The organism is Streptomyces sp. NPDC018947 (genome assembly GCF_044390505.1).
GTDB lineage: Bacteria > Actinomycetota > Actinomycetes > Streptomycetales > Streptomycetaceae > Streptomyces.
In genome coordinates this window covers 140,778-164,465 of the sequence record NZ_JBIRZD010000014.1, presented here as the reverse complement: position 1 = coordinate 164,465, position 23,688 = coordinate 140,778, and the positions used below count along the sequence as shown (strand labels likewise).

At 73.7% G+C, this 23,688-nt stretch carries 22 protein-coding genes and 7 tRNA genes; 19 read left to right on the top strand and 10 right to left on the bottom strand.

All coding sequences use genetic code 11. The features are described from left to right. The first annotated feature begins 61 nt into the window (after positions 1-61). From cobT to ACH499_RS25555, 3 genes are all read left to right on the top strand, one after another. On the top strand, positions 62-4,114 hold the full coding sequence (cobT, locus tag ACH499_RS25565) for a nicotinate-nucleotide--dimethylbenzimidazole phosphoribosyltransferase (protein WP_399018553.1): 4,053 nt from the start codon (positions 62-64) through the stop codon (positions 4,112-4,114). Between the two features lie 223 nt (positions 4,115-4,337). Then, positions 4,338-5,570: a uroporphyrinogen-III C-methyltransferase gene (cobA, locus tag ACH499_RS25560; RefSeq protein WP_399018551.1), complete on the top strand. Its 1,233-nt coding sequence runs from the start codon at positions 4,338-4,340 to the stop codon at positions 5,568-5,570. A gap of 1 nt (position 5,571) precedes the next feature. Then, the gene (locus ACH499_RS25555; protein ID WP_399018549.1) at positions 5,572-6,414 is read left to right on the top strand and encodes a TrmH family RNA methyltransferase; all 843 of its coding nucleotides are present in this window, start codon (positions 5,572-5,574) and stop codon (positions 6,412-6,414) included. Positions 6,415-6,671: 257 nt separating this feature from the next. On the opposite strand, the gene ACH499_RS25550 is transcribed toward ACH499_RS25555, so the two are convergent. Beyond that, positions 6,672-8,120, bottom strand: a complete 1,449-nt coding sequence (locus ACH499_RS25550; RefSeq protein ID WP_399018640.1) for a serine/threonine-protein kinase — start codon at positions 8,118-8,120, stop codon at positions 6,672-6,674. A gap of 511 nt (positions 8,121-8,631) precedes the next feature. Here ACH499_RS25550 and ACH499_RS25545 point away from each other — a divergent pair. The 3 genes from ACH499_RS25545 to ACH499_RS25535 all read left to right on the top strand — a co-directional run bounded on the left by ACH499_RS25545 (position 8,632) and on the right by ACH499_RS25535 (position 10,346). Next, positions 8,632-8,814 (top strand): hypothetical protein, encoded by a 183-nt coding sequence (locus ACH499_RS25545; protein WP_399018547.1) that lies wholly within the window; start codon positions 8,632-8,634, stop codon positions 8,812-8,814. 217 nt (positions 8,815-9,031) lie between these two features. Beyond that, positions 9,032-9,967 (top strand): phosphotransferase, encoded by a 936-nt coding sequence (locus tag ACH499_RS25540; protein ID WP_399018545.1) that lies wholly within the window; start codon positions 9,032-9,034, stop codon positions 9,965-9,967. A gap of 100 nt (positions 9,968-10,067) precedes the next feature. After that, positions 10,068-10,346: a zf-TFIIB domain-containing protein gene (locus tag ACH499_RS25535; RefSeq protein WP_356199420.1), complete on the top strand. Its 279-nt coding sequence runs from the start codon at positions 10,068-10,070 to the stop codon at positions 10,344-10,346. A gap of 56 nt (positions 10,347-10,402) precedes the next feature. Here the strand turns inward: ACH499_RS25535 and ACH499_RS25530 are convergent. From ACH499_RS25530 to ACH499_RS25510, 5 genes are all read right to left on the bottom strand, one after another. Further along, positions 10,403-10,474: transfer RNA gene (locus ACH499_RS25530), tRNA-Val, on the bottom strand. A 14-nt stretch (positions 10,475-10,488) separates the two neighbouring features. After that, positions 10,489-10,560 (bottom strand) — tRNA-Val (locus ACH499_RS25525). Between the two features lie 49 nt (positions 10,561-10,609). Beyond that, positions 10,610-10,681: transfer RNA gene (locus ACH499_RS25520), tRNA-Val, on the bottom strand. 1 nt (position 10,682) lies between these two features. Next, positions 10,683-10,756 (bottom strand) — tRNA-Cys (locus ACH499_RS25515). Positions 10,757-10,794: 38 nt separating this feature from the next. Further along, a tRNA-Gly gene (locus tag ACH499_RS25510) sits at positions 10,795-10,867 on the bottom strand. 176 nt (positions 10,868-11,043) lie between these two features. Between ACH499_RS25510 and ACH499_RS25505 the strand changes: the two genes are divergently transcribed. Genes ACH499_RS25505 through ACH499_RS25495 form a run of 3 tightly spaced genes read left to right on the top strand, consistent with a single transcriptional unit; the run spans position 11,044 to position 13,790 of the window. Then, complete coding sequence (locus ACH499_RS25505; RefSeq protein ID WP_399018543.1) at positions 11,044-12,096, top strand: chorismate-binding protein; 1,053 nt, start codon at positions 11,044-11,046, stop codon at positions 12,094-12,096. Further along, positions 12,093-12,914, top strand: a complete 822-nt coding sequence (locus ACH499_RS25500) for an aminotransferase class IV (protein ID WP_399018541.1) — start codon at positions 12,093-12,095, stop codon at positions 12,912-12,914. Before ACH499_RS25505 ends, ACH499_RS25500 begins: the two co-directional genes overlap by 4 nt. A gap of 51 nt (positions 12,915-12,965) precedes the next feature. Continuing rightward, on the top strand, positions 12,966-13,790 hold the full coding sequence (locus ACH499_RS25495) for a GNAT family N-acetyltransferase (RefSeq protein ID WP_399018539.1): 825 nt from the start codon (positions 12,966-12,968) through the stop codon (positions 13,788-13,790). Between the two features lie 21 nt (positions 13,791-13,811). Here the strand turns inward: ACH499_RS25495 and ACH499_RS25490 are convergent, their stop codons facing one another. Further along, entirely contained in the window at positions 13,812-14,333 is a 522-nt protein-coding gene (locus ACH499_RS25490) for a DsbA family protein (protein ID WP_356199415.1), read from the bottom strand. Positions 14,334-14,524: 191 nt separating this feature from the next. Between ACH499_RS25490 and ACH499_RS25485 the strand changes: the two genes are divergently transcribed. Next, complete coding sequence (locus tag ACH499_RS25485; RefSeq protein WP_356199414.1) at positions 14,525-14,971, top strand: hypothetical protein; 447 nt, start codon at positions 14,525-14,527, stop codon at positions 14,969-14,971. A gap of 149 nt (positions 14,972-15,120) precedes the next feature. Next, entirely contained in the window at positions 15,121-15,300 is a 180-nt protein-coding gene (locus ACH499_RS25480; protein WP_356199412.1) for a hypothetical protein, read from the top strand. Between the two features lie 60 nt (positions 15,301-15,360). On the opposite strand, the gene ACH499_RS25475 is transcribed toward ACH499_RS25480, so the two are convergent. Both ACH499_RS25475 and ACH499_RS25470 read right to left on the bottom strand, forming a co-directional pair. Continuing rightward, entirely contained in the window at positions 15,361-15,921 is a 561-nt protein-coding gene (locus tag ACH499_RS25475) for a CGNR zinc finger domain-containing protein (RefSeq protein WP_356199411.1), read from the bottom strand. A 280-nt stretch (positions 15,922-16,201) separates the two neighbouring features. Continuing rightward, on the bottom strand, positions 16,202-16,615 hold the full coding sequence (locus tag ACH499_RS25470; RefSeq protein WP_004002642.1) for an SsgA family sporulation/cell division regulator: 414 nt from the start codon (positions 16,613-16,615) through the stop codon (positions 16,202-16,204). A gap of 191 nt (positions 16,616-16,806) precedes the next feature. On the opposite strand from ACH499_RS25470, the gene ACH499_RS25465 reads away from it, so the two are divergent. From ACH499_RS25465 to ACH499_RS25450, 4 genes are all read left to right on the top strand, one after another. Then, the gene (locus ACH499_RS25465; protein WP_356199409.1) at positions 16,807-17,259 is read left to right on the top strand and encodes a TIGR02611 family protein; all 453 of its coding nucleotides are present in this window, start codon (positions 16,807-16,809) and stop codon (positions 17,257-17,259) included. A 79-nt stretch (positions 17,260-17,338) separates the two neighbouring features. Continuing rightward, positions 17,339-17,410: transfer RNA gene (locus ACH499_RS25460), tRNA-Val, on the top strand. Positions 17,411-17,672: 262 nt separating this feature from the next. Beyond that, entirely contained in the window at positions 17,673-18,122 is a 450-nt protein-coding gene (locus ACH499_RS25455; protein WP_356199407.1) for an SRPBCC family protein, read from the top strand. Positions 18,123-18,161: 39 nt separating this feature from the next. Beyond that, positions 18,162-18,233: transfer RNA gene (locus ACH499_RS25450), tRNA-Val, on the top strand. Positions 18,234-18,304: 71 nt separating this feature from the next. On the opposite strand, the gene ACH499_RS25445 is transcribed toward ACH499_RS25450, so the two are convergent. Then, positions 18,305-19,030: a 3'-5' exonuclease gene (locus tag ACH499_RS25445; RefSeq protein ID WP_356199406.1), complete on the bottom strand. Its 726-nt coding sequence runs from the start codon at positions 19,028-19,030 to the stop codon at positions 18,305-18,307. Positions 19,031-19,201: 171 nt separating this feature from the next. Between ACH499_RS25445 and ACH499_RS25440 the strand changes: the two genes are divergently transcribed. The 4 genes from ACH499_RS25440 to ACH499_RS25425 all read left to right on the top strand — a co-directional run bounded on the left by ACH499_RS25440 (position 19,202) and on the right by ACH499_RS25425 (position 23,685). Continuing rightward, positions 19,202-19,768: a DUF4365 domain-containing protein gene (locus ACH499_RS25440; protein WP_356199404.1), complete on the top strand. Its 567-nt coding sequence runs from the start codon at positions 19,202-19,204 to the stop codon at positions 19,766-19,768. Continuing rightward, positions 19,765-20,985: a hypothetical protein gene (locus tag ACH499_RS25435; RefSeq protein WP_399018535.1), complete on the top strand. Its 1,221-nt coding sequence runs from the start codon at positions 19,765-19,767 to the stop codon at positions 20,983-20,985. Before ACH499_RS25440 ends, ACH499_RS25435 begins: the two co-directional genes overlap by 4 nt. An 89-nt stretch (positions 20,986-21,074) precedes the next feature. Then, a complete protein-coding gene (thrS, locus tag ACH499_RS25430) occupies positions 21,075-23,054 on the top strand; it encodes a threonine--tRNA ligase (RefSeq protein WP_356199401.1) in 1,980 nt (659 codons plus the stop codon). Positions 23,055-23,136: 82 nt separating this feature from the next. Next, positions 23,137-23,685, top strand: a complete 549-nt coding sequence (locus ACH499_RS25425; RefSeq protein WP_356199399.1) for an HIT domain-containing protein — start codon at positions 23,137-23,139, stop codon at positions 23,683-23,685. The last annotated feature ends 3 nt before the right edge of the window (positions 23,686-23,688 follow it).

Here is a 23,688-nt window from a genome sequence, read left to right as displayed (position 1 = left end):
CGGTGCGCCGTCCCCGGTGAGCTGGTCGTAGAAGCACTAACCGATGGGCGAGGGGTTACGCATGACCGACACCGGCCAGATCCCGGGCGAGGGGCTGCCGGAGAACGCAGGCATGGTGGAGCAGCCGGGCGTCCCCGCACCCGGCGCGTACACCTACCTCTCCGAGACCACCGCCGAGGACGAGGACCTGTTGCTGCTGCCGGGCGCCCAGAGTGCCTGGGGCAACGAGGTCGCGCCGCCCGCGCCCGAGCCGGTCGTCGAGACCGTGCACCAGCCGGGCCCGCACGAGATGTCCGGCCGCGACAGCGGCTCGGTCGACCTCAGCGGCGTCCGTCTCCCGGAGCCCGCGGCCGCGCCGGCGCCGCCGCGCCGGCCGCTGCATCTCGGCCCGCCGATCCCCGACACCTCCGCGAGCCCCGTCCGCTCCCTGGCCGACCGCGGCCCCGCCGACGTGCCGGTACGGCACCCGGGCCCGCCGACCGTCGGCCCCGAGTACCTCGACGTCCCCCAGACCGCCGCCATGCCTCCGCAGGGGGCGGCGCCGTGGGGCGCGCAGGCGGCGCCTGCGGAAACGGTTGTTCCGGTGCCGGAACAGCATGCGGGGCCGGCGGGCGCCGCCGAGGCCCTCGTGAGCCGCGTGGCGACGGAGGCGGTGGCGGCGGCCGGAGGGGTTCCGGCGCCCACCGAGGAGACGCCGGGCGAGGCCGCCGCGCCGACCGCTGACGCCGGTGCCGCGCAGGCCGGTGACACGCAGCCGGGTGACGGGACGACCGACGACGCGGGGACGGTGCTCGCTCCCGACGCCGGCACGCCTGTCGCCGATGGTGCCGCTGCGGCTGACGGTGCCGCGGTGGTCGAGGGCCCGGCTGTCGCCCACGGCGGGGCCGCGGCCGACGGAGCGCTCGCGGTTGACGGTGCCGTGTCCGACGGCGGCTCCGCGACGGAGGCCGGTACCGCGACCGAGGGTGCCGCCGTGACCGAGGCCGGCCCCGAGCCCGAGGGGGCTGCCGCCACCGAGGGTGCGGCTGTTCCCGACAGCGACCCGACCGGTGCTCCCGTGGCCGAGGGCGTCTCCGCCCCCGACGGTGCGGCCGAAGCAGGCGACGTGCAGGCGCCCGTGACCGACGCGGCGCCCGCGAGCGCCGAGGTTCCGGTCGCCGCAGCGCCCGCCGAGCCCGCGACCGACGGCGAACCGGCGCAGGACGCCGCGCGGGAACTCCCCGCGCACGCTCCCGACGCCGTGCCGGCACCCGACGCCGAGCCCGGTCCCGAGGCCGTGCCGGGCACGGAAGCCGCACAGGCCCCGGAAGCCGGGGTCCCCACGGACGCTCCCGAGCCCGTGCTCCCCGCGGAATCCCCCGAGGCCGTGGCGCCGTCGGATGCCGAGGCCCCCGAGGCCCTGGCACCGACGGCCGCGCGGACCGCCGAAGCGCCGGCCCCCGAGGCCACGCCGACGGCCGCCGAGGCACCGGAGGCCGTCCAGGCCGCCGCCGTCCCCGCCACGCCGGAGACGGAAGCCGCGCGGACGGCCGCCCCCGGCACCGTGCCGCCGGGCGAGTCCGCGCCGTCGGCGGAAGCGGGCGCACCCGAGTCCGCGCCGGTGGCCGAGACGTCCCCCGAGCCCGCCGCGGAAGCCCCCGGGCAGCCCGCGACGACGGAGGCCCCGGCAGCCGCGGAGCCGACGACGGCCCCCGCACCCGAGCAGCCCGCCCCGGCCGCGCAGCCGACCCCGGCCACCGGACCGGCGCCCGCCGACGCCCCGGCCGCGGCGGCCGAACCCGCCCCGGCCGACGTGCCGCAGGCGACCCCGCCCGCCGGCACCCCCCTGCCCCAGGACGCCCAGGCCCCCGAGGTGCCGGGTCCCGAAGCCGGCGCACCCGAGCCGACCCCGCAGGCACCGGCTGCCCCGCAGGCGCCGGCCGCTGCGCAGGAACCGATCGCCCCGCAGACGCCGGCCGCGGAGGCCACCACCCCGCAGCCCGCGCCCGCGCAGAACGAGGCCCCGCAGCCCCACGCACCCGTGCCGCCCGCCGCCCAGGGCCCCCAGTCCGTCACGGACACGGACTCGCCCCGGGAACCGGCGGAGCCCGCCGCGTCGCACGCCGACCAGCCCGTGGGCCGGTTCGTCCAGGTCGACGGCGGTCAGGTGCCCACCACCCCGCACCTCGCCCCGACCCCGCCCGAGGGCCTGGTCCTCCCCCCTCAGGCCCAGGAAGCGCCGACGGCCGCCCCCGCCGTGGAGATCCCCGCCCCGCGCGAGGCCGACACCGACGTCGTACAGAACGCCGACGACCTGGACACCCGGGGCGCCGACCAGGAAGACCGGGAAGACCCGCAGCACGTGAGCACGGCCGAAGCGGCAGACGTACGACAGCCCGCCGGACCGGCGGCCCCCGCCTACGGCGACGCCGAACGCGAGGCCGTCCTGAAGGTCATGCGCGAACGCCGGGACATCCGCAACGGCTTCCGCAGCGACCCCATCCCGCACGAGGTGCTGCTCCGCGTCCTGGAGGCCGCCCACACCGCGCCCTCCGTCGGCCACTCGCAGCCCTGGGACTTCGTCGTCATCCGCTCCGACGAGACCCGGCGGGCCATGCACGAACTGGCGACGCGTCAGCGCGAGGCGTACGCGAAATCGCTCCCCAAGGGCCGGGCCAAGCAGTTCAAGGAACTGAAGATCGAGGCCATCCTCGACACCCCGGTCAACATCGTCGTCACGGCCGACCCCACCCGCGGCGGCCGGCACACCCTCGGCCGGCACACCCAGCCGCAGATGGCGCCGTACTCCTCCGCGCTCGCCGTCGAGAACCTCTGGCTCGCCGCCCGCGCCGAGGGCCTCGGCGTCGGCTGGGTCAGCTTCTTCGACGAGCGCGAGATGGTCCGCGTCCTCGGGCTGCCCGAGCACCTGGAGGTCGTCGCCTACCTGTGCGTCGGGTACGTCGACGAGTTCCCGGACGAGCCCGAGCTGATGCAGGCCGGCTGGTCCAAGCGCCGCCCGCTGTCGTGGGTCGTGCACGAGGAGACCTACGGCCGCCGTGCCCTTCCCGGAGAGGACCCCCACGACCTGCTCGCCGAGACCGTCGCACAGATCCGCCCGCTGGACGCCAAGGCGCTCGGCGAGGCCTGGGAGCGGCAGAAGCGCATGACCAAGCCGGCCGGGGCGCTCGGCATGCTGGAGATCATCTCCGCGCAGCTCTCCGGGCTGTCCCGGCAGTGCCCGCCCCCCATCCCGGAGCCCGCGGCCGTCGCGGTCTTCGCCGGCGACCACGGCGTGCACGCCCAGGGCGTCACCCCCTGGCCGCAGGAGGTCACCGCCCAGATGGTGGCCAACTTCCTGGGCGGGGGAGCGGTCTGCAACGCCTTCGCCACCCAGGTCGGCGCCGAGGTCTGCGTCGTGGACGTCGGTGTCGCCGCCGACCTGCCCGCCACGCCGGGCCTGCTGCCCCGCAAGGTCCGCGCGGGCACCTCCGACATGACCACCGGCCCCGCGATGACCCGCGAGGAGGCCAAGCAGGCCATCGAGGTCGGCATCGAGACCGCCCGCGACCTGGTGGCGGCCGGCAACAAGGCGCTGCTCACCGGCGAGATGGGCATCGCGAACACCACCGCGTCCGCCGCCCTGATCTCCGTCTTCACCGGCGCCGACCCCGCCGAGGTCACCGGCCGCGGCACCGGCATCAACGACGAGACGCTGGCCCGCAAGACCGAGGTCGTGCGCCGGGCCCTGGAAGTCCACCAGCCCGACCCGGCCGACCCCATCGGCGTGCTCGCGGCGGTCGGCGGCTTCGAGCACGCGGCCATGGTCGGCCTGCTGCTCGGCGGCGCCTCCCTGCGTACGCCGGTGATCCTGGACGGCGTCAGCGCCGGCGCCGCCGCCCTGGTGGCCCGCGCCATCGCCCCCGAGGTGCTCGCGGCCTGCATCGCCGGCCACCGCAGCGCCGAACCCGGCCACGTCGCCGCGCTCAACAAGCTCGGCCTGCGCCCCCTGGTCGACCTCGACCTGCGCCTCGGCGAGGGCACCGGCGCGCTGCTCGCCCTGCCCATGGTGCAGAGCACCGCACGGGCGATGCACGAGGTAGCCACGTTCGACTCGGCCGGCGTCACCGAGAAGTAGCGTCGCCTGCGGCAGGGGAGCCCGGGACCCACGGTGCCGGGTCCCCTGCCGGCGTGCCGCGGTCACGTCCAGGCGTCCCGCACGCCGGAACGCCTGGGCACGACCGGCCACGGCCCGCACCCGGGCACGGCGGTCCAACCACCGGACCGCCCGCACCCCACGCACCGTCCCCGCCGTAAAATCCGCACGTCAGCGCCACCGCCACCAGAGGAGCCGTCCCCTCATGGCCGAACACCCCGCCTACCCCGTAGGCCTCCGCCTCGCCGGCCGTCGCGTGGTCGTCCTCGGCGGCGGGCAGGTCGCCCAGCGCCGCCTCCCGGCCCTCATCGCCGCGGGCGCCGACATCCGCCTCGTCTCCCCCGGGGCGACCCCCTCGGTCGAGGCCATGGCCGACGCGGGCGAGATCACCTGGGAGAAGCGCCCGTACGCGGAGGGCGACCTCGCGGACGCCTGGTACGCCCTGATCGCCACCAGCGACACCGACGCCAACAACGCCGCCTCCGCCGAGGCCGAACGCCACCGCGTGTGGTGCGTGCGCTCCGACGACGCCGACCGGGCCACCGCCTGGACGCCGGCCACCGGGACCAGCGAGGGCGTGACGGTCGCCGTGCTCACCACCGACGCCAGGGGCCGCGACCCCCGCCACACCGCCGCCATCCGCGACGCGGTCGTGGAGGGCCTGCGCGACGGCACCCTCGTCGCCCCGCACCACCGCACCCGTACGCCGGGCGTCGCCCTGGTCGGTGGCGGCCCCGGCGACCCGGACCTCATCACCGTCCGCGGCCGTCGCCTCCTCGCCGAGGCGGACGTCGTCATCGCCGACCGGCTCGGCCCCCGCGACCTGCTCGCCGAACTCCCGCCCCACGTCGAGGTGATCGACGCGGCGAAGATCCCGTACGGCCGTTTCATGGCCCAGGAGGCCATCAACAACGCCCTCGTCGAGCACGCCAAGCAGGGCAAGTCGGTCGTACGCCTCAAGGGAGGCGACCCGTTCGTCTTCGGACGGGGCATGGAGGAGGCCCAGGCGCTGGCCGCGGCGGGCATCCCGTGCACCGTCGTCCCGGGCATCTCCAGCTCCATCTCGGTCCCCGGCGCGGCCGGCATCCCGGTCACCCACCGGGGCGTCGCCCACGAGTTCACCGTCGTCAGCGGCCATGTCGCCCCCGACGACGAGCGCTCCCTGGTCGACTGGCCGTCGCTGGCGAAGCTGACCGGCACCCTCGTGATCCTCATGGGCGTCGACAAGATCGGCCGGATCGCCGAGACCCTGGTGGCGCACGGCAGGTCCCCCGAGACCCCGGTCGCCCTCGTCCAGGAAGGCACGACCGCCGCCCAGCGCCGGGTCGACGCGACCCTCGCCACGGTCGCCGAGACGGTCGTCGCCCAGGAGGTCAAGCCGCCCGCGGTCATCGTCGTCGGCGAGGTCGTCCACCAGGGGCCGCAGGGAACCGTGTGACATGGCCGAACCCCTCACCCTCCGCGACCCCGACGACCCGCGTCTGCACGACTACACGGACCTGACCGACGTCCAGCTCCGCCGGCGCCGCGAACCCGCCGAGGGCCTGTTCATCGCCGAGGGCGAGAAGGTCATCCGGAGGGCCGTCGCGGCGGGCCACGAGATGCGGTCGATGCTGCTGTCGGCCAAGTGGCTCGACGTCATGCGCGACGTCATCGAGGCCACCCCCGCCCCGGTGTACGTGGTGGAACCCGAGCTCGCCGAACAGGTCACCGGCTACCACGTGCACCGCGGCGCCCTCGCCTCCATGCGGCGCGAACCCCTGCCCGCGGTGGCCGACCTGCTGCGCACCGCGTCGGCTCCCGGGCGGGGGGAGGGGACGGCCCGGCGCGTCGCCGTCTTCGAGGACATCGTCGACCACGCCAACGTCGGCGCCGCCTTCCGCAACGCCGCCGCCCTCGGCGTCGACGCCGTCCTGCTCACCCCGCGCTGCGCCGACCCGCTCTACCGGCGGTCCGTGAAGGTGTCGATGGGCGCCGTCTTCCAGGTGCCGTGGACCCGGCTGGAGTCCTGGCCGGCGGACATCGAGACGCTGCGCTCCGCGGGCTTCACGGTCGCCGCGCTCTGCCTGAGCGACCGGTCCGTCACCCTCGACGAACTCGCCGCCCGGGACCACGACAGGCTCGCCCTGCTGTTCGGCACCGAGGGCACGGGACTCACTCCCGGCGCCCTGGCCGCGGCGGACGAGCACGTGCGCATCCCGATGGACGCGGGTGTCGACTCGCTGAACGTGGCGGCGGCATCGGCGGTCGCCTTCTACGCGACCCGGCCCCGTACGGCCTGACCGCAGGACACCGACGGTCCGGCCGCGGCCGAGGCGCGGAGTACGGGCACCGGCGTCGTCCGTGGCCGACGGCGTTGCCGAGCGCCGCTCGCCGCAGCCGAAGCGGGCCACGCCGGAGCCGTCACCCGGGCCGGAGCGAGCACATCCGGGAAGCCCCCGGCCCGGACAGCTCGGCCGCCGGACCCGCCGGATCCCGGACCCGCGGCCCCCGGGAAGGACAAGGCCTCGGCGCCCGGGGGCGGCGGATCCCGAGCCCCTCAGACCCCGGGCACTCCGGACCCCGAAACGTCCCCCCGCTCCTGGTGATGCTGCTGCTGGACCCGCACACCGCCCCGGTCGTCACCGAGCCCCCGCGACGGCCCCTGGCAGCCCTGCGCGGCGGCGATGCCGAGGGCGACCAGGAGCGTCACCACCACGAACACGGTGAGCCGCTGCCGCAACAGCCGTGGATTGGCAGGCCGCAGCCTGGTCCCCGTGGTCCTCGGCCCCTGACGGCCGGTCCCGCCCCGGGACCCGGACCGGGTGCCGTTGCCGGGACGTGAACCGCCCCGCCCGGTGGAACGGGAGGCGGGCGTGGGCCGCGCTCCGGACCGCGGCCCGCCGCGCGAGCCGCCACGGGACGGGCTGTCGCCCCGCGAGGACGAACCCCCACGGGACGGCACGCCCCCGCGGGCGGACCCCCCGCCGCGCGACGGGGTGGCGCCCCGAGCGGGCCCGCCGCCGAGGGAGCCCGAAGCACCACGGGGCGGGGGAGTGCCCGGCTGTCCCTGAGCGCGCCGCGGGGCACGCTCACGCTCCGGATAGGTGTCCGCGAGCCGGACCGAGGGACGGTCGGCCTCCCCGGAACGCGGCGCGGGCGGCCGTACGTCGGCGAGCCCCTGGGCCTCCCGGGCCGCGATCTCCTTGAGCCGCAGGGAGAGCTGCAGAGTGCTGGGCCGTTCCTCGGGATCCTTGGCCAGACAGGCGCGGACCAGCGGCGCCAGCGCGTCGGGCACACCCTGCAGTTGCGCCTCCTCGTGCACGACGCGGTACAGCATCACCTCGGAACTGCCGTGCCCGAAGGGCGAGTCGCCCATCGACGCGTACGCCAGCGTCGCGCCGAGCGAGAAGACGTCCGTGGCCGGCGTGACGGCGGCGCCGCGCACCTGCTCGGGCGCGAGGAAGCCGGGCGAACCCACCGCCGTGCCGACGTGTGTGAGCGTCGAGGCGCCGGTGGCCCAGGCGATGCCGAAGTCGATGATCCGCGGCCCCTTCGGGGACAGCAGGATGTTGGACGGCTTCAGGTCCCGGTGCACGACCCCGGCCTCGTGCACGGCGACCAGTCCCTCGGACAGGGCGGCCCCGACGGCGGCGACGTCCGCCGCACACAGCGGGCCCTCCTCGACGACCTTGTCGTGCAGGGAGGGCCCGGGAACGTACTGCGTGGCGAACCAGGGACGGTCCGCCTCCAGGTCGGCGGCCACCAGCCGCGCCGTGCACCCGCCGCGGATCCGCCGCGCCGCCGACACCTCGCGGGCGAAGCGGGACCGGAACTCCTGGTCCTCCGCGAGATCGGGCCGGATCACCTTCAGCGCGACCCGCTGCCCCTTCTTGTCGGAGCCCAGGTAGACCACGCCCATACCGCCCGCGCCGAGCCGCCTGTGAAGCCTGAACGAGCCGACGACGCGCGGGTCCTCGCGCCTCAGGCGCATCATCGCCATGTTCATCCCCGCTGCCCGGTCCCTGTGACGTGCCACAGCTTACGTTTCCCCGGCCGCCCGCGCGCAGAGGCCGCGCCCTCTCGTCCCGAGGGATTGTCGGTACGGGGCGGGAGAGTTGAGGTCCGGTCAGGGGTCGCGTGGCCGGGATCCACCGGTACGGCTGAAGATCCAACCGTCCGCCGTCGACGGGGGATTGACCCCGGAAGGACGATCACACCGGGAGGCGTCGTACCCGGGTCCCGGCGGCTCACCGGAGTACGGCCGGGGTGATCGAAGTCACCGCCCGGCGGGTTCCCTTCCGGGAAGACCCCGAGATGCGGGAGCCGGTCTCCACCCAGGGGAGTACGTCGCAGGTCATGGCTCATCCTCCGGGAGGCCCGGCAATCGGTACGAGGGCATGACGCGGGGAGGGGCCCGGGCACCTAGATTTGAGGTCAAGCGGCGGGTGCAGCACTCGTCCCCCGAGGTCAGACGCCCGCCGCTGCCAAGGACAACGGAATCGGTCAGGAGAGGGACCATGGCCCTTACGGCACCGCGGACACTGATCCGCACACGCGCACAGCGCCGTCAGGGACGCCGTCACCCCGTGGTGGCGACGATCATGGCCCTGCCCCTGGCGGTCCTGCTCCTCCTCGTCTTCGACGGGTGGGAGACAGTGGCCACACAGGCGTCGTCCGTGGGTGTGATGCTGGGGCGCTGAGAAGCGACCCCAGGCCCGGAAGAGCGGTCCGGGCGGGGACATCCACCCATGAAACCCCGTGGGGACGGGGGTGCGGCGGACGGCAGAATGCCGGCGTAGCTGGGGAGCTGCGCCGGCATCGCCGTTTCCCCCGCCCCCGCCACTCCTGACCACGGGCCACCCCGCCGTCCCGGCGGTCGGCCACCTGGCCACGCCCACCCCCCGTACCCTCACCCCCGTGACCCCCAGCCCCCTCCTCCCCGCCCTGACGACCCACGCCAGAGACACCGCCCACGCCCGCACACCCACCTGCCCCTGCGGCGCGGCCACCCTCGCCGACCGCCCCGACGCCACCGTCGTCCGCCACGCCGGCACCGTCGCCAAGGCCCACGCCCCGGACGCGGACCCCGCCGAGCTGGCCCTCCGCCTCACCGTCGCCGGCCGCCTCCCCGGCATCCTCCTCCCCCCGCTCACCCCGGTCCCCGCCGACCTGCACGGGCGCTGCGTCACCCACTGGCCGTACGGCACGCCCGTGGACCCCGACGCCCCGGACGCGGCTCCCTGGGAGGCCGCGGCCACCCTCCTCGCCCGCCTCCACCGCGCCCCGGCCCCCGCCGCCGCACCGCTGCCCCCCATGCGCGGCCCCGAGAAGGCCGCCCGCGCCCTCGCCCGCCTCCGCGCCGCCGCCCCGCACCATCCCGCCACCGCCCCCGTCCTGCGGGCCTGGGCCACCCTCCCCGCCTGGGCGCGGGACGAGGCGCCCATGCCGGACACGAGCACCCTCTGCCACGGCGACCTGCACCTCGGCCAGCTCGTGCGCCACCCCGCCCCCGACGGCCCGTGGCTGCTGATCGACGTCGACGACCTGGGCGTCGGCGTACCCGCCTGGGACCTCGCCCGCCCGGCGGCCTGGTACGCCTGCGGCCTCCTCCCGCCCGACGAGTGGGACCGCTTCCTGACCGCCTACCGAGCGGCGGCCGGCCCGGCCGTCCCGGGCGACGGCGACCCCTGGCCCGCCCTGGACGCACCGGCCCGCGCCCTCACCGCGCAGACCGCCGCCAGGGCCGTCGCCAAGGCCGTGGCGGAGGGCCGCCCGCTGGACGAGGTGGAGCACTCCCTGGTCGACGCCTGCGCGCGCATGGCCCCCGTCCCGCCCTCCCGCCCGCCGAGTTGAGCGCGGTTTCGTCCGAGTAGGGTGCAACCGACCGCCGCCGGACGGAGTCTGTCCCGGCGATACGCGAAGCAGTACCGACCGGCGAGGAGTTGAGCCGAGCATGCAGTGCCCCAAGTGCCACGCACCGATGCACACCTACAACCGCAACGGCGTTCAGATCGAGCAGTGCAGCGGCTGCCGCGGGATCTTCCTCGACTACGGGGAGCTGGAGTCCCTGACCCGCCTGGAGGCCCAGTGGTCCCAGCCCGCGCCGCCGGCCCCGCCCGCCGCCCCGCAGCCCTACCCGGCCGCCCAGGCCCCCGCCTGGGGCGCCCCGCAGGCCGGCCACTACGGCCACCACCGCCACAAGAGCTTCGGCCGCATGCTCTTCTCGAGCTGAGCACCGGCACGACGGAGCCCCCGGCCGTTCGAGACGGCCGGGGGCTCCGGGTGGTGTGGACGATACTGGGATTGAACCAGTGACCTCTTCCGTGTCAGGGAAGCGCTCTCCCGCTGAGCTAATCGTCCTGGGAGACACTGCGTGCGCGATACTGGGATTGAACCAGTGACCTCTTCCGTGTCAGGGAAGCGCTCTCCCGCTGAGCTAATCGCGCGGGGCCCTCAGGAGCCAGGATCTTCGCGGATCCCGGTCCTTGCGGACAGTGGACGATACTGGGATTGAACCAGTGACCTCTTCCGTGTCAGGGAAGCGCTCTCCCGCTGAGCTAATCGTCCTTGGAGGTGGAGACGGGATTTGAACCCGTGTAGACGGCTTTGCAGGCCGTTGCCTCGCCTCTCGGCCACTCCACCAGGAGTGTAGAGGACCCGGGAGGCCCCCTGTTCCTGCGAGCGGACGACGAGGCTCGAACTCGCGACCTCAACCTTGGCAAGGTTGCGCTCTACCAACTGAGCTACGTCCGCCTGTCGGTTCGGTCCGCTTCCGCGTCCCGGCGACGTGTTGAACTCTAGCGGATTCCCGGGCCAGCACAAAAACGCGTTTGCGCAGCGTGCTGCGGTGCCCCGGCGCACGGACCGGGTCAGGGCACCCGGAAGGACACGTTCGGGTCACCACGGGCACCCCGCCTAGACTCGGCCATGTGCTCGACCTTCCGCCCCTCGCCCGCTTCGGCGACCGCCTCGCCACCGGCCTGCTCGACGTCACCGACGACCCCGCCGCCCTGGACTCCCGGGGCTTCTGGGCCGTGTGCGCGGACTTCGAGGGCCGTCTGACCTGCGCACGCTTCGCCGACGTACGGACACGGGCCGTTCCCGCGCCCGTGCCGGGCCGCTGGCGGGGACCGGCCGTCGGCGACTGGACGTCGTCCCTCGACCGCACCGCGTACACGGCCGCCGTACGGCGCATCCGTGAGCACATAGCGGCCGGCGAGGTCTACCAGGCCAACCTCTGCCGGGTGCTGTCGGCGCCCGTCGCCGCCGACGCCGACGTGGACGCCCTGACCGCGCTGCTGGCCCGCGGCAACCCCGCGCCGTACGCGGGGACGATCCGGCTGCCCGGGCACGGCGTCGAGATCGCCACCGCCTCGCCCGAGCTGTTCCTGCGCCGCGACGGCCGGACCGTCGAGTCCGGGCCGATCAAGGGGACCGGGCGGACCGAGGCGGACCTGCTGGAGAAGGACTACGCCGAGAACGTGATGATCGTGGACCTGGTCCGCAACGACATCGGCCGGGTCTGCGCCACGGGCAGCGTCACCGTGCCCGACCTGTGCGCCGTCGAGAAGCACCCCGGACTCGTCCACCTGGTCTCCACGGTCCGGGGCGAGCTGCGCGCCGGCGCCGGCTGGCCGGAACTGCTCGGCGCAGCCTTCCCGCCCGGCTCCGTCACCGGCGCCCCCAAGTCGAGCGCCCTGCGGATCATCGAGGCGCTGGAGCCCGTGCCCCGGGGCCCCTACTGCGGCGGCATCGGCTGGGTCGACGCCGACCGGGGCACCGGCGAGCTGGCCGTCGGCATCCGCACCTTCTGGATCGACCGGGCCGCCGGGCTGCTCCGCTTCGGCACCGGCGCCGGCATCACCTGGGGCTCCGACCCCGAGGGTGAATGGCGCGAGACCGAACTCAAGGCGTCCCGGCTGCTCGCGGTAGCGTCGGGTGCGTACGAACCGGACGCACAGGGAGAGGCACTGCGGAAGTGAAGATCTGGCTCGACGGCGGGCTGCGGGACAGCGAGTCCGCCCGTGTCTCCGTGTTCGACCACGGACTGACCGTGGGTGACGGCATCTTCGAGACGGTCAAGGCGGTGGACGGCAGGCCGTTCGCGCTGACCCGGCACCTCGACCGGCTGACCCGCTCGGCCCGGGGCCTCGGCCTGCCCGACCCCGACCTGGACGAGGTCCGCCGCGCCTGCGCCGCGGTCCTCGAGGCCGATCCGGTGCCGCTGGGCCGGCTGCGCATCACCTACACCGGCGGCCACGGCCCGCTCGGCTCCGACCGCGGCGAGCACGGCACGACCCTGGTCGTCGCCCTCGGCGAGACCGCCCGCCGGCCCGACTCCACGGCCGTGGTCACCGTCCCCTGGACGCGCAACGAACGCGGCGCGCTCACCGGCCTGAAGACCACCTCCTACGCGGAGAACGTCGTCGCCCTCGCCCGGGCCCGCGAACACGGCGCCGGCGAGGCCCTGTTCGGCAACACGGCCGGGCGACTGTGCGAGGGCACCGGCTCCAACGTGTTCGTCGTCCTCGACGGCGAGATCCACACCCCGCCCCTCGCCTCCGGCTGCCTCGCCGGGATCACCCGCGCCCTGGCCGTCGAATGGACCGGCGCCCGCGAGACCGACCTCCCGCTGGACGTCCTCGAACACGCCGACGAGGTCTTCCTGACCTCCACGCTGCGGGACGTGCAGGCCGTCCACCGGGTGGACGACCGCGAACTGCCGGGCGTACCGGGCCCGGTGACCGCCAAGGCCATGCGGATCTTCGAGGAGCGTTCGGCGGACGACCTCGACCCCTGACCCTCGATATTCGGCTGCTGCCGAGGCCGTGCCAGGGGTAGAACACCCCTGATGACCACGACCCTGCGGCCGACCGAGCCGCTTCAGAGCGCGGCCGACGGGACGCGTTCACGCCGCTACCAGGTGTGCGTGAACAGCCGTCCCGTCGGCGCGGTACACCTGGGCACCGATCCCGCCTTCGGCCCGTCGGTGGCCGTGATCCACGAACTGAGGATCGACGAGCCCGACCGCCGGCGCGGAAGGGGAACGGTGGCCGCGCTCGCCGCCGAGGAGGTGGCGCGGAGCTGGGGCTGCCGGCAGATCCAGGTGAGCGTCACCGGCGACCTGGAGGCGGGCTCGCGCCTCGCCGGCGCGCTCGGCTACGCCCTGCGCAGCCGGGGGATGGTCAAGATCCTCGGCGCCACCCCGCCCGCCCTGCCCGCGGGCAGCGGCGCGCGGTCCATGACACCGACCGAGTACGCCGCCTGGCACGCCCACGAGTCGGAGCAGTACGCGCGTACCTGGCAGGAGCGGGGCATGTCGGAGGCCGCGGCCCGGGCCAAGGCCCGGCACGACCACGACACGCTGCTGCCCGACGGCCTCGACACCGAGAACATGCTGTTCAGCGTGGTGGAACACGACGGCGACCGGGTCGGCACGCTGTGGCTGGCACTGCGCGACGACCAGGCCTTCGTCTTCGACGTCGAGACCGACCCGGCCCGTCGCGGCCGCGGACACGGCCGCACCCTGATGCTCCTGGCGGAGGCCCAGGCCATCGCCGCGGGCCGCCGCCTGCTCGGCCTCAACGTCTTCGCGGGGAACACCCCCGCCGAGCGGCTCTACGAGTCCCTCGGCTACGAGACCACGCGGCTCAGCTACGGCAAGGCGCTGCTGTAACGCCGGCGGCACGCGCCGGGCTCAGACCTCGGGTTCGGCCAGGAGCCGGTCCGCGATCTCCTCGATGCGCTCGCGCAGCCCCTCCTGGCTCCTGCCGCCGTCGAGGCGCACGCCGTCGATCACGTACGTGGGGGTGCCGGTCACGCCGATCGCCTTGCCCTCGGCCTGGTCGGCGTCGACGATCAGGATGTGCCGGCCGTCGACGAGCGCCGTGTCGAACTCCTCCGCGTCCAGCCCCAGCTCCCGGGCCACCTCGACCAGGAGGGCCTCGCCCGCGCGGTCCAGCTCGGCGACCCGGTCGAGCACGGCCTCCACGTACGGCCAGCCCCGGCCCTGCGCCACGGCCTCCTCGGCGGCCTGCGCGGCGGCGAAGGCGTGCTTGTGCTTCTCCAGCGGGAAGTGCCGCAGCCGCACGTCCAGCCGGTCGCCGTAGCGGGCGCGCAGGGCGCGGATGTCGTCGAGGGCCGTGTGGCAGTCCGGGCACTGGAGCTCGCACCAGACGTCGAGGACCGCAACGGCGGGGGCGGGGGAGGAGTCGCTCATACCCCCAGTCTCCCAGCCCCGGCACAGCGTCCCGAACGGACCCCGGCGCACGCCGTCACCGGCACCTGGGGAGGAGCCGACCCCTAGATCTCCCTGATCTGTGTCCGGAGCGTGGCCCCTTCCTGCCCCGACGGTGCAGGATGGAAGGGACGAAGCGCTCATGCCCGACCGAGCCCAGCCTGGAGGACCGGATGATTGCCGAGACCGTCTGCTCCGCGGTGTCCGCGGCCGGCCTGGGCATCGCGGCGGTCACCGCGTACCGCCGGCGTTTCCTCACGGCCGCCCGGATCGCCGCCTACGCGCTGATCCCCGTCGGCCTGGTGATGACCGGCGTCGTCGACTGGCTGGCCGACACGGCCTTCAGCCCGACGGCCTGGGCCGGCTTCGGCGTGCTCGGCGCGGCCTGGCTGCTCTTCATGACCACCCGTGCCGTGGAGCGCCGCCGTGGCGGCACCCGCAAGGAACGCAAGCAGGCCCGGGCCGCCGCCCGGCGCGACGCGGTCGCCCCCGAGGCCTCCAAACCCTCCCTGGCCGGCTCCGGGCCCCGCCCGGCGGCCCGGCCCGCCGCGAGCGCGCCCCGCGGCGGCGACGACGACTTCAGCGACATCGAGGCCATCCTGAAGAAGCACGGCATCTGAGCGGGCGGACGCCCACCGGTCCGAGGCCGTCAGCGGGCGCTCCGGAACGATCACAACGTGGACCGCACATTGCGGTTTCAACGAACGACCGGTCCTTGCGGGCGTGTTGACCACACGCGGCGGCCGCGCTGCGTCATCATCGCGGCGAGATGCCGGACCCCACCGAGCTGGACGCACAGCTCGATACGAGACAGAGCGAAACCGCGCTTGTGCAGGACGAACCGCGCGGCTGCCTCTTCGCCCTTTCCCAGCCACCGCTGATGATCTTCCTGGCGGTGATCGGGTGTCTGCTCCTCATGGCTTCGTTGCACGACCTGCTGTTGCTGTGAGCCGTACCCGCGGTCCCCGGCGTCACCCGCCGGGGCCGTGTCGCCCCTTCCTCGGCTTCCTCAGCCCGTGGCCTCCTTGCGTCGCGCCCGGTACGCGGCCACGTGCAGCCTGTTCCCGCACGTACGGCTGTCGCAGTACCGCCGTGAGCGGTTGCGGGAGAGGTCCACGAAGGCGCGCCGGCAGTCGGGCGCCTCGCACCGGCGCAGCCGCTCCTGCTCCCCGGCGACCACGAAGAACGCCAGCGCCATCCCGCAGTCGGCGGCGAGGTGGTCGGCGACCGAGGCGCCGGGCGCGAAGTAGTGGATGTGCCAGTCGTAGCCGTCGTGGTCGGTGAGCCGGGGCGTGGTGCCGGCGGCGGCGACCAGTTCGTTGATCAGTCCGGCCGCGGTACGGGGCTCCGGGGCCGCGAAGACGGCCGCGAACCGTCCGCGGATCTTGCGCACCGCAGCGAGGTCCAGCTCCGAGAGGACCCCGACGTCGCTGATCTCGTGCGTTCCCACGAAGTCCGCGAGTGCCGCGACGTCCGGCAGTCCGTCCGGCGCCGACTCGTCCTCGGGGACGGTGTTGACCAGATCCACCACGGTGTCGAGCGCGCACCGGGTGTCGTGGGTGATCAGCACGTTCTGCTCCCTGGCCTGGGGATCGGGCGCGGGCGCCCTCCGATGCTGGCCGATGGTAGTGGCTCGCGCGGCGGCCTGACCGGCTCCGCGTCACGCTCCTGCCCGCGGTTGCCCGTACAACGCGGGCGGACCGGCCCCGGTTCCCGCCGGACGCGCACGCGCACCGGCGCCGCCCCGCGGAGGACCGCGGCGGCGACGCCGGTGTGTGCCGTATGCGGTTGTCCGGGCCCGTGCCGTCACCCCGAGTCGACGGCGCCGGGCGGCTTCACGGGGCCTCGCCCTAGCTTTCCGCCAGGATGTGCGAGAGCTCCTGGTCGAGGTCGAAGTGCCGGTGTTCCGTGCCGGGGGGCACGGCGGCGTCTGTGCGCTTCAGGAAGGACTCCAGAGCCCGCGCCGGGGCCTCGAGCAGTGCCTCGCCCTCCGGGGAGCTCAGGGCGATGCACACGACGCCCTGACCGTGACTGCGCGAGGGCCAGACACGGACGTCGCCCGTGCCGGTGGGGCGGTGGAGGCCTTCGGCGAGGAGGTCGCGGGCGAACACCCACTCGACGGTTTCCTCGGCTCCGGTGTGGAAGGTGGCGTGCACGGCGTAGGGGTCGGCCGTGTCGTACCGCAGGCCTGCGGGGACAGGCAGGGAGGACTCGCTCGACACAACGAGGCGCAGGTGCAGCTCGCAGCTGACCGTGGTGTTCATAAGCGCCAGGGCCTTTCGCTCAGTGTGCGCTCGGGGATTCGCACGTCGGCGAAATCGACATGCCACCTACGGTGCCGTTGTAAACCCCTCTGCGTGTTTTGCGTGCCTTTACGTAACTCTTCCGGCCGAAAGATCGTTCGCGCAGTGCACCCATTCCGGTGACAGGTTTCGCTCCGGTAGTGTCTGGCTGTATGAACACGGGGAGTAACAAGGCCGGCGAGGCGACCGTGGCGCAGGGCCTGTCGGGGACGGACGGCGCCACGGGGGAGCGCGCGCTCGGTTCGCGGGCGCCGGAATTCGTGAAGGCGCGCCGCGCCCTGCACCTGAGCTGGCAGGTCGGCGTCTTCATCGTGGGACTCGCGGTGGTCGTGACCGGCATCATCATGCTGCCGCTGCCCGGGCCCGGCTGGGTCGTGATCTTCGGCGGCATGGCGATCTGGGCGACCGAGTTCGTCTGGGCGCAGCTCGTGCTCCGCTGGACCAAGCGCAAGGTGACCGAGGCGGCACAGCGCGCGCTCGATCCCAAGGTGCGGCGCCGGAACATCATCCTGACCTCGATCGGCCTGGTGATCATCGGCGTGCTGGCCGGGATCTACCTGTGGAAGTTCGGCCTCCAGATGCCCTGGAAGATCAAGGACCAGTGATCGGCGGCGGGGGCGGGGCCTCCTCGCCCCCGCTGGTCACGGGCACCCCCTGACATGGGGTAATGTTCTTCCTGCGTCCGGGCGATTAGCTCAGTGGGAGAGCGCTTCGTTCACACCGAAGAGGTCACTGGTTCGAACCCAGTATCGCCCACCGGATCATCAGGCGGCCCGGCTCACCGATCGTGAGCCGGGCCGCTTTGTCGTGCTCGCGACTCCACGGGCGGTCGGCCGCGGTCATGACCGGACGGTAACGATCCGTTGTTCCCGAAGAGCGTCCGACTCCTGAAACAAGCTCAGTGGCGCAACTCCGCGGGAGAATTCGCCGGCACGATTCCGGAATGCCGTCGGATTTCTCGGCGTACGGCACGCGGGGAATGGCATGCGACGGAAGCCGATGCGGGCACACTCCACGGGTGGACTGGAACCATTACGTCTTCCGCAGCCTGTGGGCCCTGCCCGTGCCCGCCCCCGCCGTCTACCGCGAACTGGAGCGGATCGAGGACTACCCCCGCTGGTGGCCCCAGGTGCGCGAGGTCACCCGCCTCGACGACACCGGCGCCGTCGTCCGGATCCGCTCCCTCCTCCCGTACGACCTCACCCAGACCGTGCGGGAGCGGCGGCGCGACGCGGCGGCCGGCGTGCTGGAGGTGTCCCTCTCCGGCGACATCGAGGGCTGGGCCCGCTGGACGGTCGCGCCGGACGGCACCGGCGGCAGCCGTGTCGTCTACGACCAGGTCGTCGACGTCCGCAAGCCCCTGCTGCGCCGTCTCGCCGTGCCGGGACGGCCCCTGTTCCGGGCCAACCACCGGCTGATGATGAGGGCGGGGCGGCGCGGACTGGCCGCCCGTCTGGGAGCGGTTTGAAGCAACCGCGCCGGGACCTGTATTGTTCAGTGCGTTCCCGGGCGATTAGCTCAGCGGGAGAGCGCTTCGTTCACACCGAAGAGGTCACTGGTTCGAACCCAGTATCGCCCACAGACAAGAGGACGCGGTCCGTGCACAGCACGGGCCGCGTCCTCTTCTCGTTCTCCTGCGCGATCGAGGGTTCACGCCGCCGCCGGCAGGTCGGGGCGCAGGGGCCAGGCCGGGTCGACGGCCTCCTGGGTCCCGTTGAGCGCGAACCACGCCTCCAGGCCCCGTGCCTGTCCCGCGTGCCACACCGCCTGCAGGGTGTGCAACTCGGCGGCCGACAGGCGCTCCAGCCGCGCCTGGAAGCGGCGCCCCACCGCCCGTACGACGCCCATCGCGGCCAGCGCGTCCGCCGCCGCGTCGTGCGCACCCTCCAACTCGACGCCGTAGTGCGCGCACAGATCGGTGAGGGTGCGGCGGCCCTTGCGGTAGCGGTCCAGGTGCTTGTCGAGGACACGCGGATCCAGGACGTGCAGCGGCGCCCGCTCCAGCCGGGCGGCCAGCGACGAGGCGCGGTGGCGGCGCAACTCCCGGTCCAGCAGCGTGAGATCGAACGGCGCGTTCATCACCACGAGCGGACGCCCGACCCGGGCCTGCTCGCCCAGCGCCTCCGCTATCTCGTGCATCACCGGCGCGGGCCAGCGGCCGTTGCGCTGCAGATGCTCCTCCGTCAGCCCGTGCACCGCCGTCGCCGCCTCGGGCACCGGCACACCCGGATTGACCAGCCAGCGTGTGACGCGGGGCCGCAGACCCGGCGCGTCCTGCACGACCAGGGCCGCCGAGACGATCCGGTCGCTCTCGACGTCCACACCCGTCGTCTCCGTGTCGAAGGCCGCCAGCGGCCCCTCGAACCAGCACGTCATAGGGCTTCAACTCCTCGTCCCGGTACGGCTGCTGACGCGCCGTCCCTCTGTCCCGTTTCGGTGATACCCGGGCTGTTTGCGACGTACGCCGGAAGGACACAACAGGAGTACGGGTCTTTGCAGTTCAGCGGCCCGCAGTGGGGATACACCAGTTCTGGAAGGCTGTTGGCCATGGCCATAGCGCAGCCCGAACGGGGCGGGCTGCTGCCCGAGCGCGCGGCGCCGCAACGCGGCTCCCTCGCCACCACCGCCTGCATGGAGACGCTGCAGGTCGGCTATCTGCACGCGGTCGCCGCGGCGGCCGGCTGCTCGCTGTCCCAGCCCTTCCCGGACAACGGCATCGACTGGCACGTCAGCCACAGCGCGCCCGGGCACACCGTCGACGACGAGGTCACCATCAAGGTGCAGCTCAAGGCGACCTACCAGATACCGCCCGGCCCGCCCGGCCGCTTCTTCTCCTTCACGCTCGACAACGACCACCTGGCCAAGCTCGCCCGCACCCCGGTGTCGGTGCACAAGATCCTGGTCGTGATGATCGTCCCGCGCTCCCGGGACCAGTGGCTGCGGGCCGGCCACGACCGGCTGGACCTCAGGCACTGCTGCTACTGGACCAACCTCGCCGGACACCCGGTCACGGGTCGTCGGCGCACCACCGTGCGGATACCGACCGCGCGGGTCTTCGACGACCGGGCGCTGTGCGAGATCATGACGCGGGTCGGGACGGGAGGCACTCCATGACGCACCGCCCGCTCCACGAACCCCCGCGCCCTCTCCGCCCGCATCCCGCGGGTCCCGAACCGGACGGCGCCCCGCCCGGGCCCGGCACCGTCGACCCGGCCGTGCTCGCCGCCCTGCTGCACCGGCACGGCTGGCACCGGCGCGGCGGAGCCCCCGGCCGCTACGGACGCTGGACCCCGCCCGGCCCCGGCGGCGGCGCCACCAGCCTGCTGGTGCCCGACAGCCGCGCCTTCCCCGACAGCGACGACCTGCTCGGCGAGGCCCTGCTCGCCCTGTCCCGCAGCGGCACGCCCTCCGCCCGGGAGATCCTCGTCTCCCTCGCCGTGCCCAGCGACGAGATCCGCTGGTGGCGCGACCTGCCGCCCGGCCCCGCAGGCACCGCCGCCTGGACGGCCGAGGAGCACCTGCGCTCCGCCGCCCGGCACACCCTGCTCGCCGGGGCCCTCGCGACCCGCGCCCGGGCCGGGTACCACGGGGCCCGGCACCGCCGTGCCGCCGCCGCGTCCCTGGAGAACGTCCTCGTCGGCCCCGCCGCCGACGGCCGCCGCCTCACCGCGTTCGTGCCCGTCACCACCGGCCGCCCCCTCGCCGTACGCCTGCACCAGGCCCTCTTCGCCGCCCGCGAGGCCGTCGACTACCGCCGGGCCACCGGCGCCATGGACGCCTTCGACACCGCCGTCGCGGCGGGCGTCAGCCAGGAACTCACCGAAGCGCTCGTCGCCCTCGTCCGGGGCACCGAGGGCGCCCGCGTCGCCGTCACCTGGGCGCCGGCCGCCGGAGTCCCCGAGGGCTGCGCCGCCCTCGCCGAGCCCGTCGAGTTCTCGCCCGGGGACCTGCCCGCCCTGCGCGAGGCCGGGGTCCGCTACCGGCGCGCGGAGCCCTCCGTGCCGGTGCGGCTGACGGGCACCGTCGTGCGGATGCGCCGGACCGGGCCGCGCGGCACCGGGACCGTGCGGCTGCGCGTGCTCTCCGGGGCCGAGGTCCCGCACGTACGGGTCACGCTGGACGAGGAGGCCTACCGGATCGCCGGGCACGCACATCTGCTCGGCCTGCCCGTGCGGGTGCTGGGGCGGCTGGAGAGCCGGGGCGGATTCCGCCGCCTCACCGGGGCCTGCGAGGTCGTCCCCGCGCAGGTCGACGACGCCGAGCGGGACCGGCTGATGAAGGCGCTCCAGGAGAACCTGGACGTCTTCGGCGAAGCCTGCGCAGAGGAATGATTTCGACCGGGGCGGGGCCTGGTCGGTACGATCGCTCGTGCGTGCGCTCCGGTATGGCGCCGCAGCCCCACTTCAGTCAGGAGAGACCGGTGTCAGACGTCCGTGTGATCATCCAACGTGATTCCGAGCGGGAAGAACGCGTGGTGACTACGGGCACTACGGCCGCCGAGCTCTTCGCGGGCGAGCGCTCGGTCGTCGCCGCCCGTATCGGCGGTGAGCTCAAGGACCTCGCGTACGAGCTCCGGGACGGCGAGACCGTCGAGGGTGTGGAGATCTCCTCCGAGGACGGCCTCAACATCCTGCGCCACTCCACCGCGCACGTCATGGCGCAGGCAGTGCAGGAGCTGTTCCCCGAGGCCAAGCTGGGCATCGGCCCGCCCATCAAGGACGGCTTCTACTACGACTTCGATGTCGAGAAGCCCTTCCACCCCGATGACCTCAAGGCCATCGAGAAGAAGATGCAGGAGATCCAGAAGCGGGGCCAGCGCTTCTCCCGTCGTGTCACCAGCGACGAGGCCGCCCGCGAGGAACTGGCGGACGAGCCGTACAAGCTGGAGCTGATCGGGCTCAAGGGCAACGCCGCGCAGGCCGCCGACGGTGCCGAGGCCGAGGTGGGCAGCGGTGAGCTGACCATCTACGACAACCTCGACGCCAAGACCGGCGAGCTGTGCTGGAAGGACCTGTGCCGTGGTCCGCACCTGCCGACCACCCGTGTCATCCCGGCCTTCAAGCTGATGCGCTCGGCCGCCGCCTACTGGCGCGGCAGTGAGAAGAACCCGCAGCTCCAGCGCATCTACGGCACCGCCTGGCCGACCAAGGACGAGCTGAAGCAGTACCTGGAGTTCCTCGCCGAGGCCGAGAAGCGGGACCACCGCAAGCTCGGCTCGGAGCTGGACCTGTTCTCCTTCCCGGACGAGCTGGGCCCCGGCCTCGCGGTGTTCCACCCCAAGGGCGGCGTCATCCGCAAGGTCATGGAGGACTACTCGCGCCGCCGGCACGAGGTCTCGGGCTACGAGTTCGTGAACACCCCGCACATCTCGAAGGAGCACCTCTTCGAGATCTCCGGGCACCTGCCGCACTACGCGGAGGGCATGTTCCCGGCCATCCAGTTCGACGAGCAGAACTACCGCCTCAAGGCGATGAACTGCCCGATGCACAACCTGATCTTCAAGTCCCGGGGCCGGTCGTACCGCGAGCTGCCGCTCCGGCTCTTCGAGTTCGGGACCGTGTACCGGTACGAGAAGTCGGGAGTCGTGCACGGCCTGACCCGCTCGCGCGGCTTCACCCAGGACGACTCGCACATCTACTGCACCAAGGAGCAGATGCCCGAGGAGCTGGACACGCTCCTCACCTTCGTCCTGGACCTGCTGCGCGACTACGGCCTGACCGAGTTCGAGCTGGAGCTGTCCACCCGTGACGACTCCGACAAGTTCATCGGCTCGGACGAGGACTGGGAGGAGGCCACCGAGGCGCTGCGCCAGGCCGCCGAGAAGCAGAACCTGCCGCTGGTCCCCGACCCGGGCGGTGCCGCCTACTACGGTCCGAAGATCTCCGTGCAGGCCAAGGACGCCATCGGCCGGTCCTGGCAGATGTCCACGATCCAGGTCGACTTCAACCAGCCCAAGCGGTTCAACCTGGAGTACACGGCGGCCGACGGCTCTCGCCGGCAGCCCGTCATGATCCACCGCGCGCTCTTCGGCTCCATCGAGCGGTTCTTCGGTGTCCTGCTCGAGCACTACGCGGGTGCCTTCCCGGCGTGGCTGGCGCCCGTCCAGGCGCTCGGCATCCCGATCGGCGACGCCCACGTGCCGTACCTGCACGAGTTCGCCGAGAAGGCCAAGGCCGCAGGCCTGCGCGTCGAGGTCGACTCCTCCTCGGACCGCATGCAGAAGAAGATCCGCAACGCCCAGAAGCAGAAGGTGCCCTTCATGGTCATCGCGGGTGATGAGGACATGGCCAACGGGGCCGTCTCCTTCCGGTACCGCGACGGCTCGCAGGAGAACGGCATCCCCGTCGACGAGGCCATCGCGAAGATCGTGAAGGTCGTCGAGGAGCGGGTGCAGGTCTGACCGTACGGAGGGACCCTCGGCCCCCGGGAGCGATCCCGGGGGCCTTTTCCGGGGCCTCCCGGTGACGCCATATGCTGCACGCATGACGAGTGAGCCGGAGCAGCAGATCGGAGTGGGGACGCAGGACGCGTTCCAGCGCCTGTGGACGCCCCACCGGATGGCCTACATCCAGGGCGAGAACAAGCCGAGCGGCCCCGGTGCCGACGACGGCTGCCCCTTCTGCTCGATCCCGGCCAAGTCCGACGAGGACGGTCTGATCGTCCGGCGCGGCGAGCAGGTGTACGCGGTGCTGAACCTCTACCCGTACAACGGCGGCCACCTCATGACGGTGCCCTACCGGCACGTCGCCGACTACACCGAGCTGACCGACGCGGAGACCGCCGAGCTGGCGCTGCTCACCAAGCAGGCGATGACCGCGCTGCGGACCGCGTCCGGCGCCCACGGCTTCAACATCGGCATGAACCAGGGCTCGGTGGCCGGCGCGGGCATCGCCGCGCATCTGCACCAGCACATCGTGCCCCGCTGGGGCGGCGACACCAACTTCATGCCGGTCGTCGGCCACACGAAGGTGCTGCCGCAACTGCTGGGGGACACGCGCACGATGCTGGCGGAGGCCTGGCCGGCGGGCTGACGT

Excerpts from the sequence above, each read along its gene's own strand:
- cobT (WP_399018553.1), top strand. The coding sequence starts at position 62 with ATGACCGACACCGGCCAGATCCCGGGCGAGGGGCTGCCGGAGAACGCA.
- cobA (WP_399018551.1), top strand. The coding sequence starts at position 4,338 with ATGGCCGAACACCCCGCCTACCCCGTAGGCCTCCGCCTCGCCGGCCGT.
- ACH499_RS25555 (WP_399018549.1), top strand. The coding sequence starts at position 5,572 with ATGGCCGAACCCCTCACCCTCCGCGACCCCGACGACCCGCGTCTGCAC.
- ACH499_RS25550 (WP_399018640.1), bottom strand. The coding sequence starts at position 8,120 with ATGAACATGGCGATGATGCGCCTGAGGCGCGAGGACCCGCGCGTCGTC.
- ACH499_RS25545 (WP_399018547.1), top strand. The coding sequence starts at position 8,632 with ATGGCCCTTACGGCACCGCGGACACTGATCCGCACACGCGCACAGCGC.
- ACH499_RS25535 (WP_356199420.1), top strand. The coding sequence starts at position 10,068 with ATGCAGTGCCCCAAGTGCCACGCACCGATGCACACCTACAACCGCAAC.
- ACH499_RS25495 (WP_399018539.1), top strand. The coding sequence starts at position 12,966 with ATGACCACGACCCTGCGGCCGACCGAGCCGCTTCAGAGCGCGGCCGAC.
- ACH499_RS25490 (WP_356199415.1), bottom strand. The coding sequence starts at position 14,333 with ATGAGCGACTCCTCCCCCGCCCCCGCCGTTGCGGTCCTCGACGTCTGG.
- ACH499_RS25485 (WP_356199414.1), top strand. The coding sequence starts at position 14,525 with ATGATTGCCGAGACCGTCTGCTCCGCGGTGTCCGCGGCCGGCCTGGGC.
- ACH499_RS25480 (WP_356199412.1), top strand. The coding sequence starts at position 15,121 with ATGCCGGACCCCACCGAGCTGGACGCACAGCTCGATACGAGACAGAGC.
- ACH499_RS25470 (WP_004002642.1), bottom strand. The coding sequence starts at position 16,615 with ATGAACACCACGGTCAGCTGCGAGCTGCACCTGCGCCTCGTTGTGTCG.
- ACH499_RS25465 (WP_356199409.1), top strand. The coding sequence starts at position 16,807 with ATGAACACGGGGAGTAACAAGGCCGGCGAGGCGACCGTGGCGCAGGGC.
- ACH499_RS25445 (WP_356199406.1), bottom strand. The coding sequence starts at position 19,030 with ATGACGTGCTGGTTCGAGGGGCCGCTGGCGGCCTTCGACACGGAGACG.
- ACH499_RS25440 (WP_356199404.1), top strand. The coding sequence starts at position 19,202 with ATGGCCATAGCGCAGCCCGAACGGGGCGGGCTGCTGCCCGAGCGCGCG.
- ACH499_RS25435 (WP_399018535.1), top strand. The coding sequence starts at position 19,765 with ATGACGCACCGCCCGCTCCACGAACCCCCGCGCCCTCTCCGCCCGCAT.
- ACH499_RS25425 (WP_356199399.1), top strand. The coding sequence starts at position 23,137 with ATGACGAGTGAGCCGGAGCAGCAGATCGGAGTGGGGACGCAGGACGCG.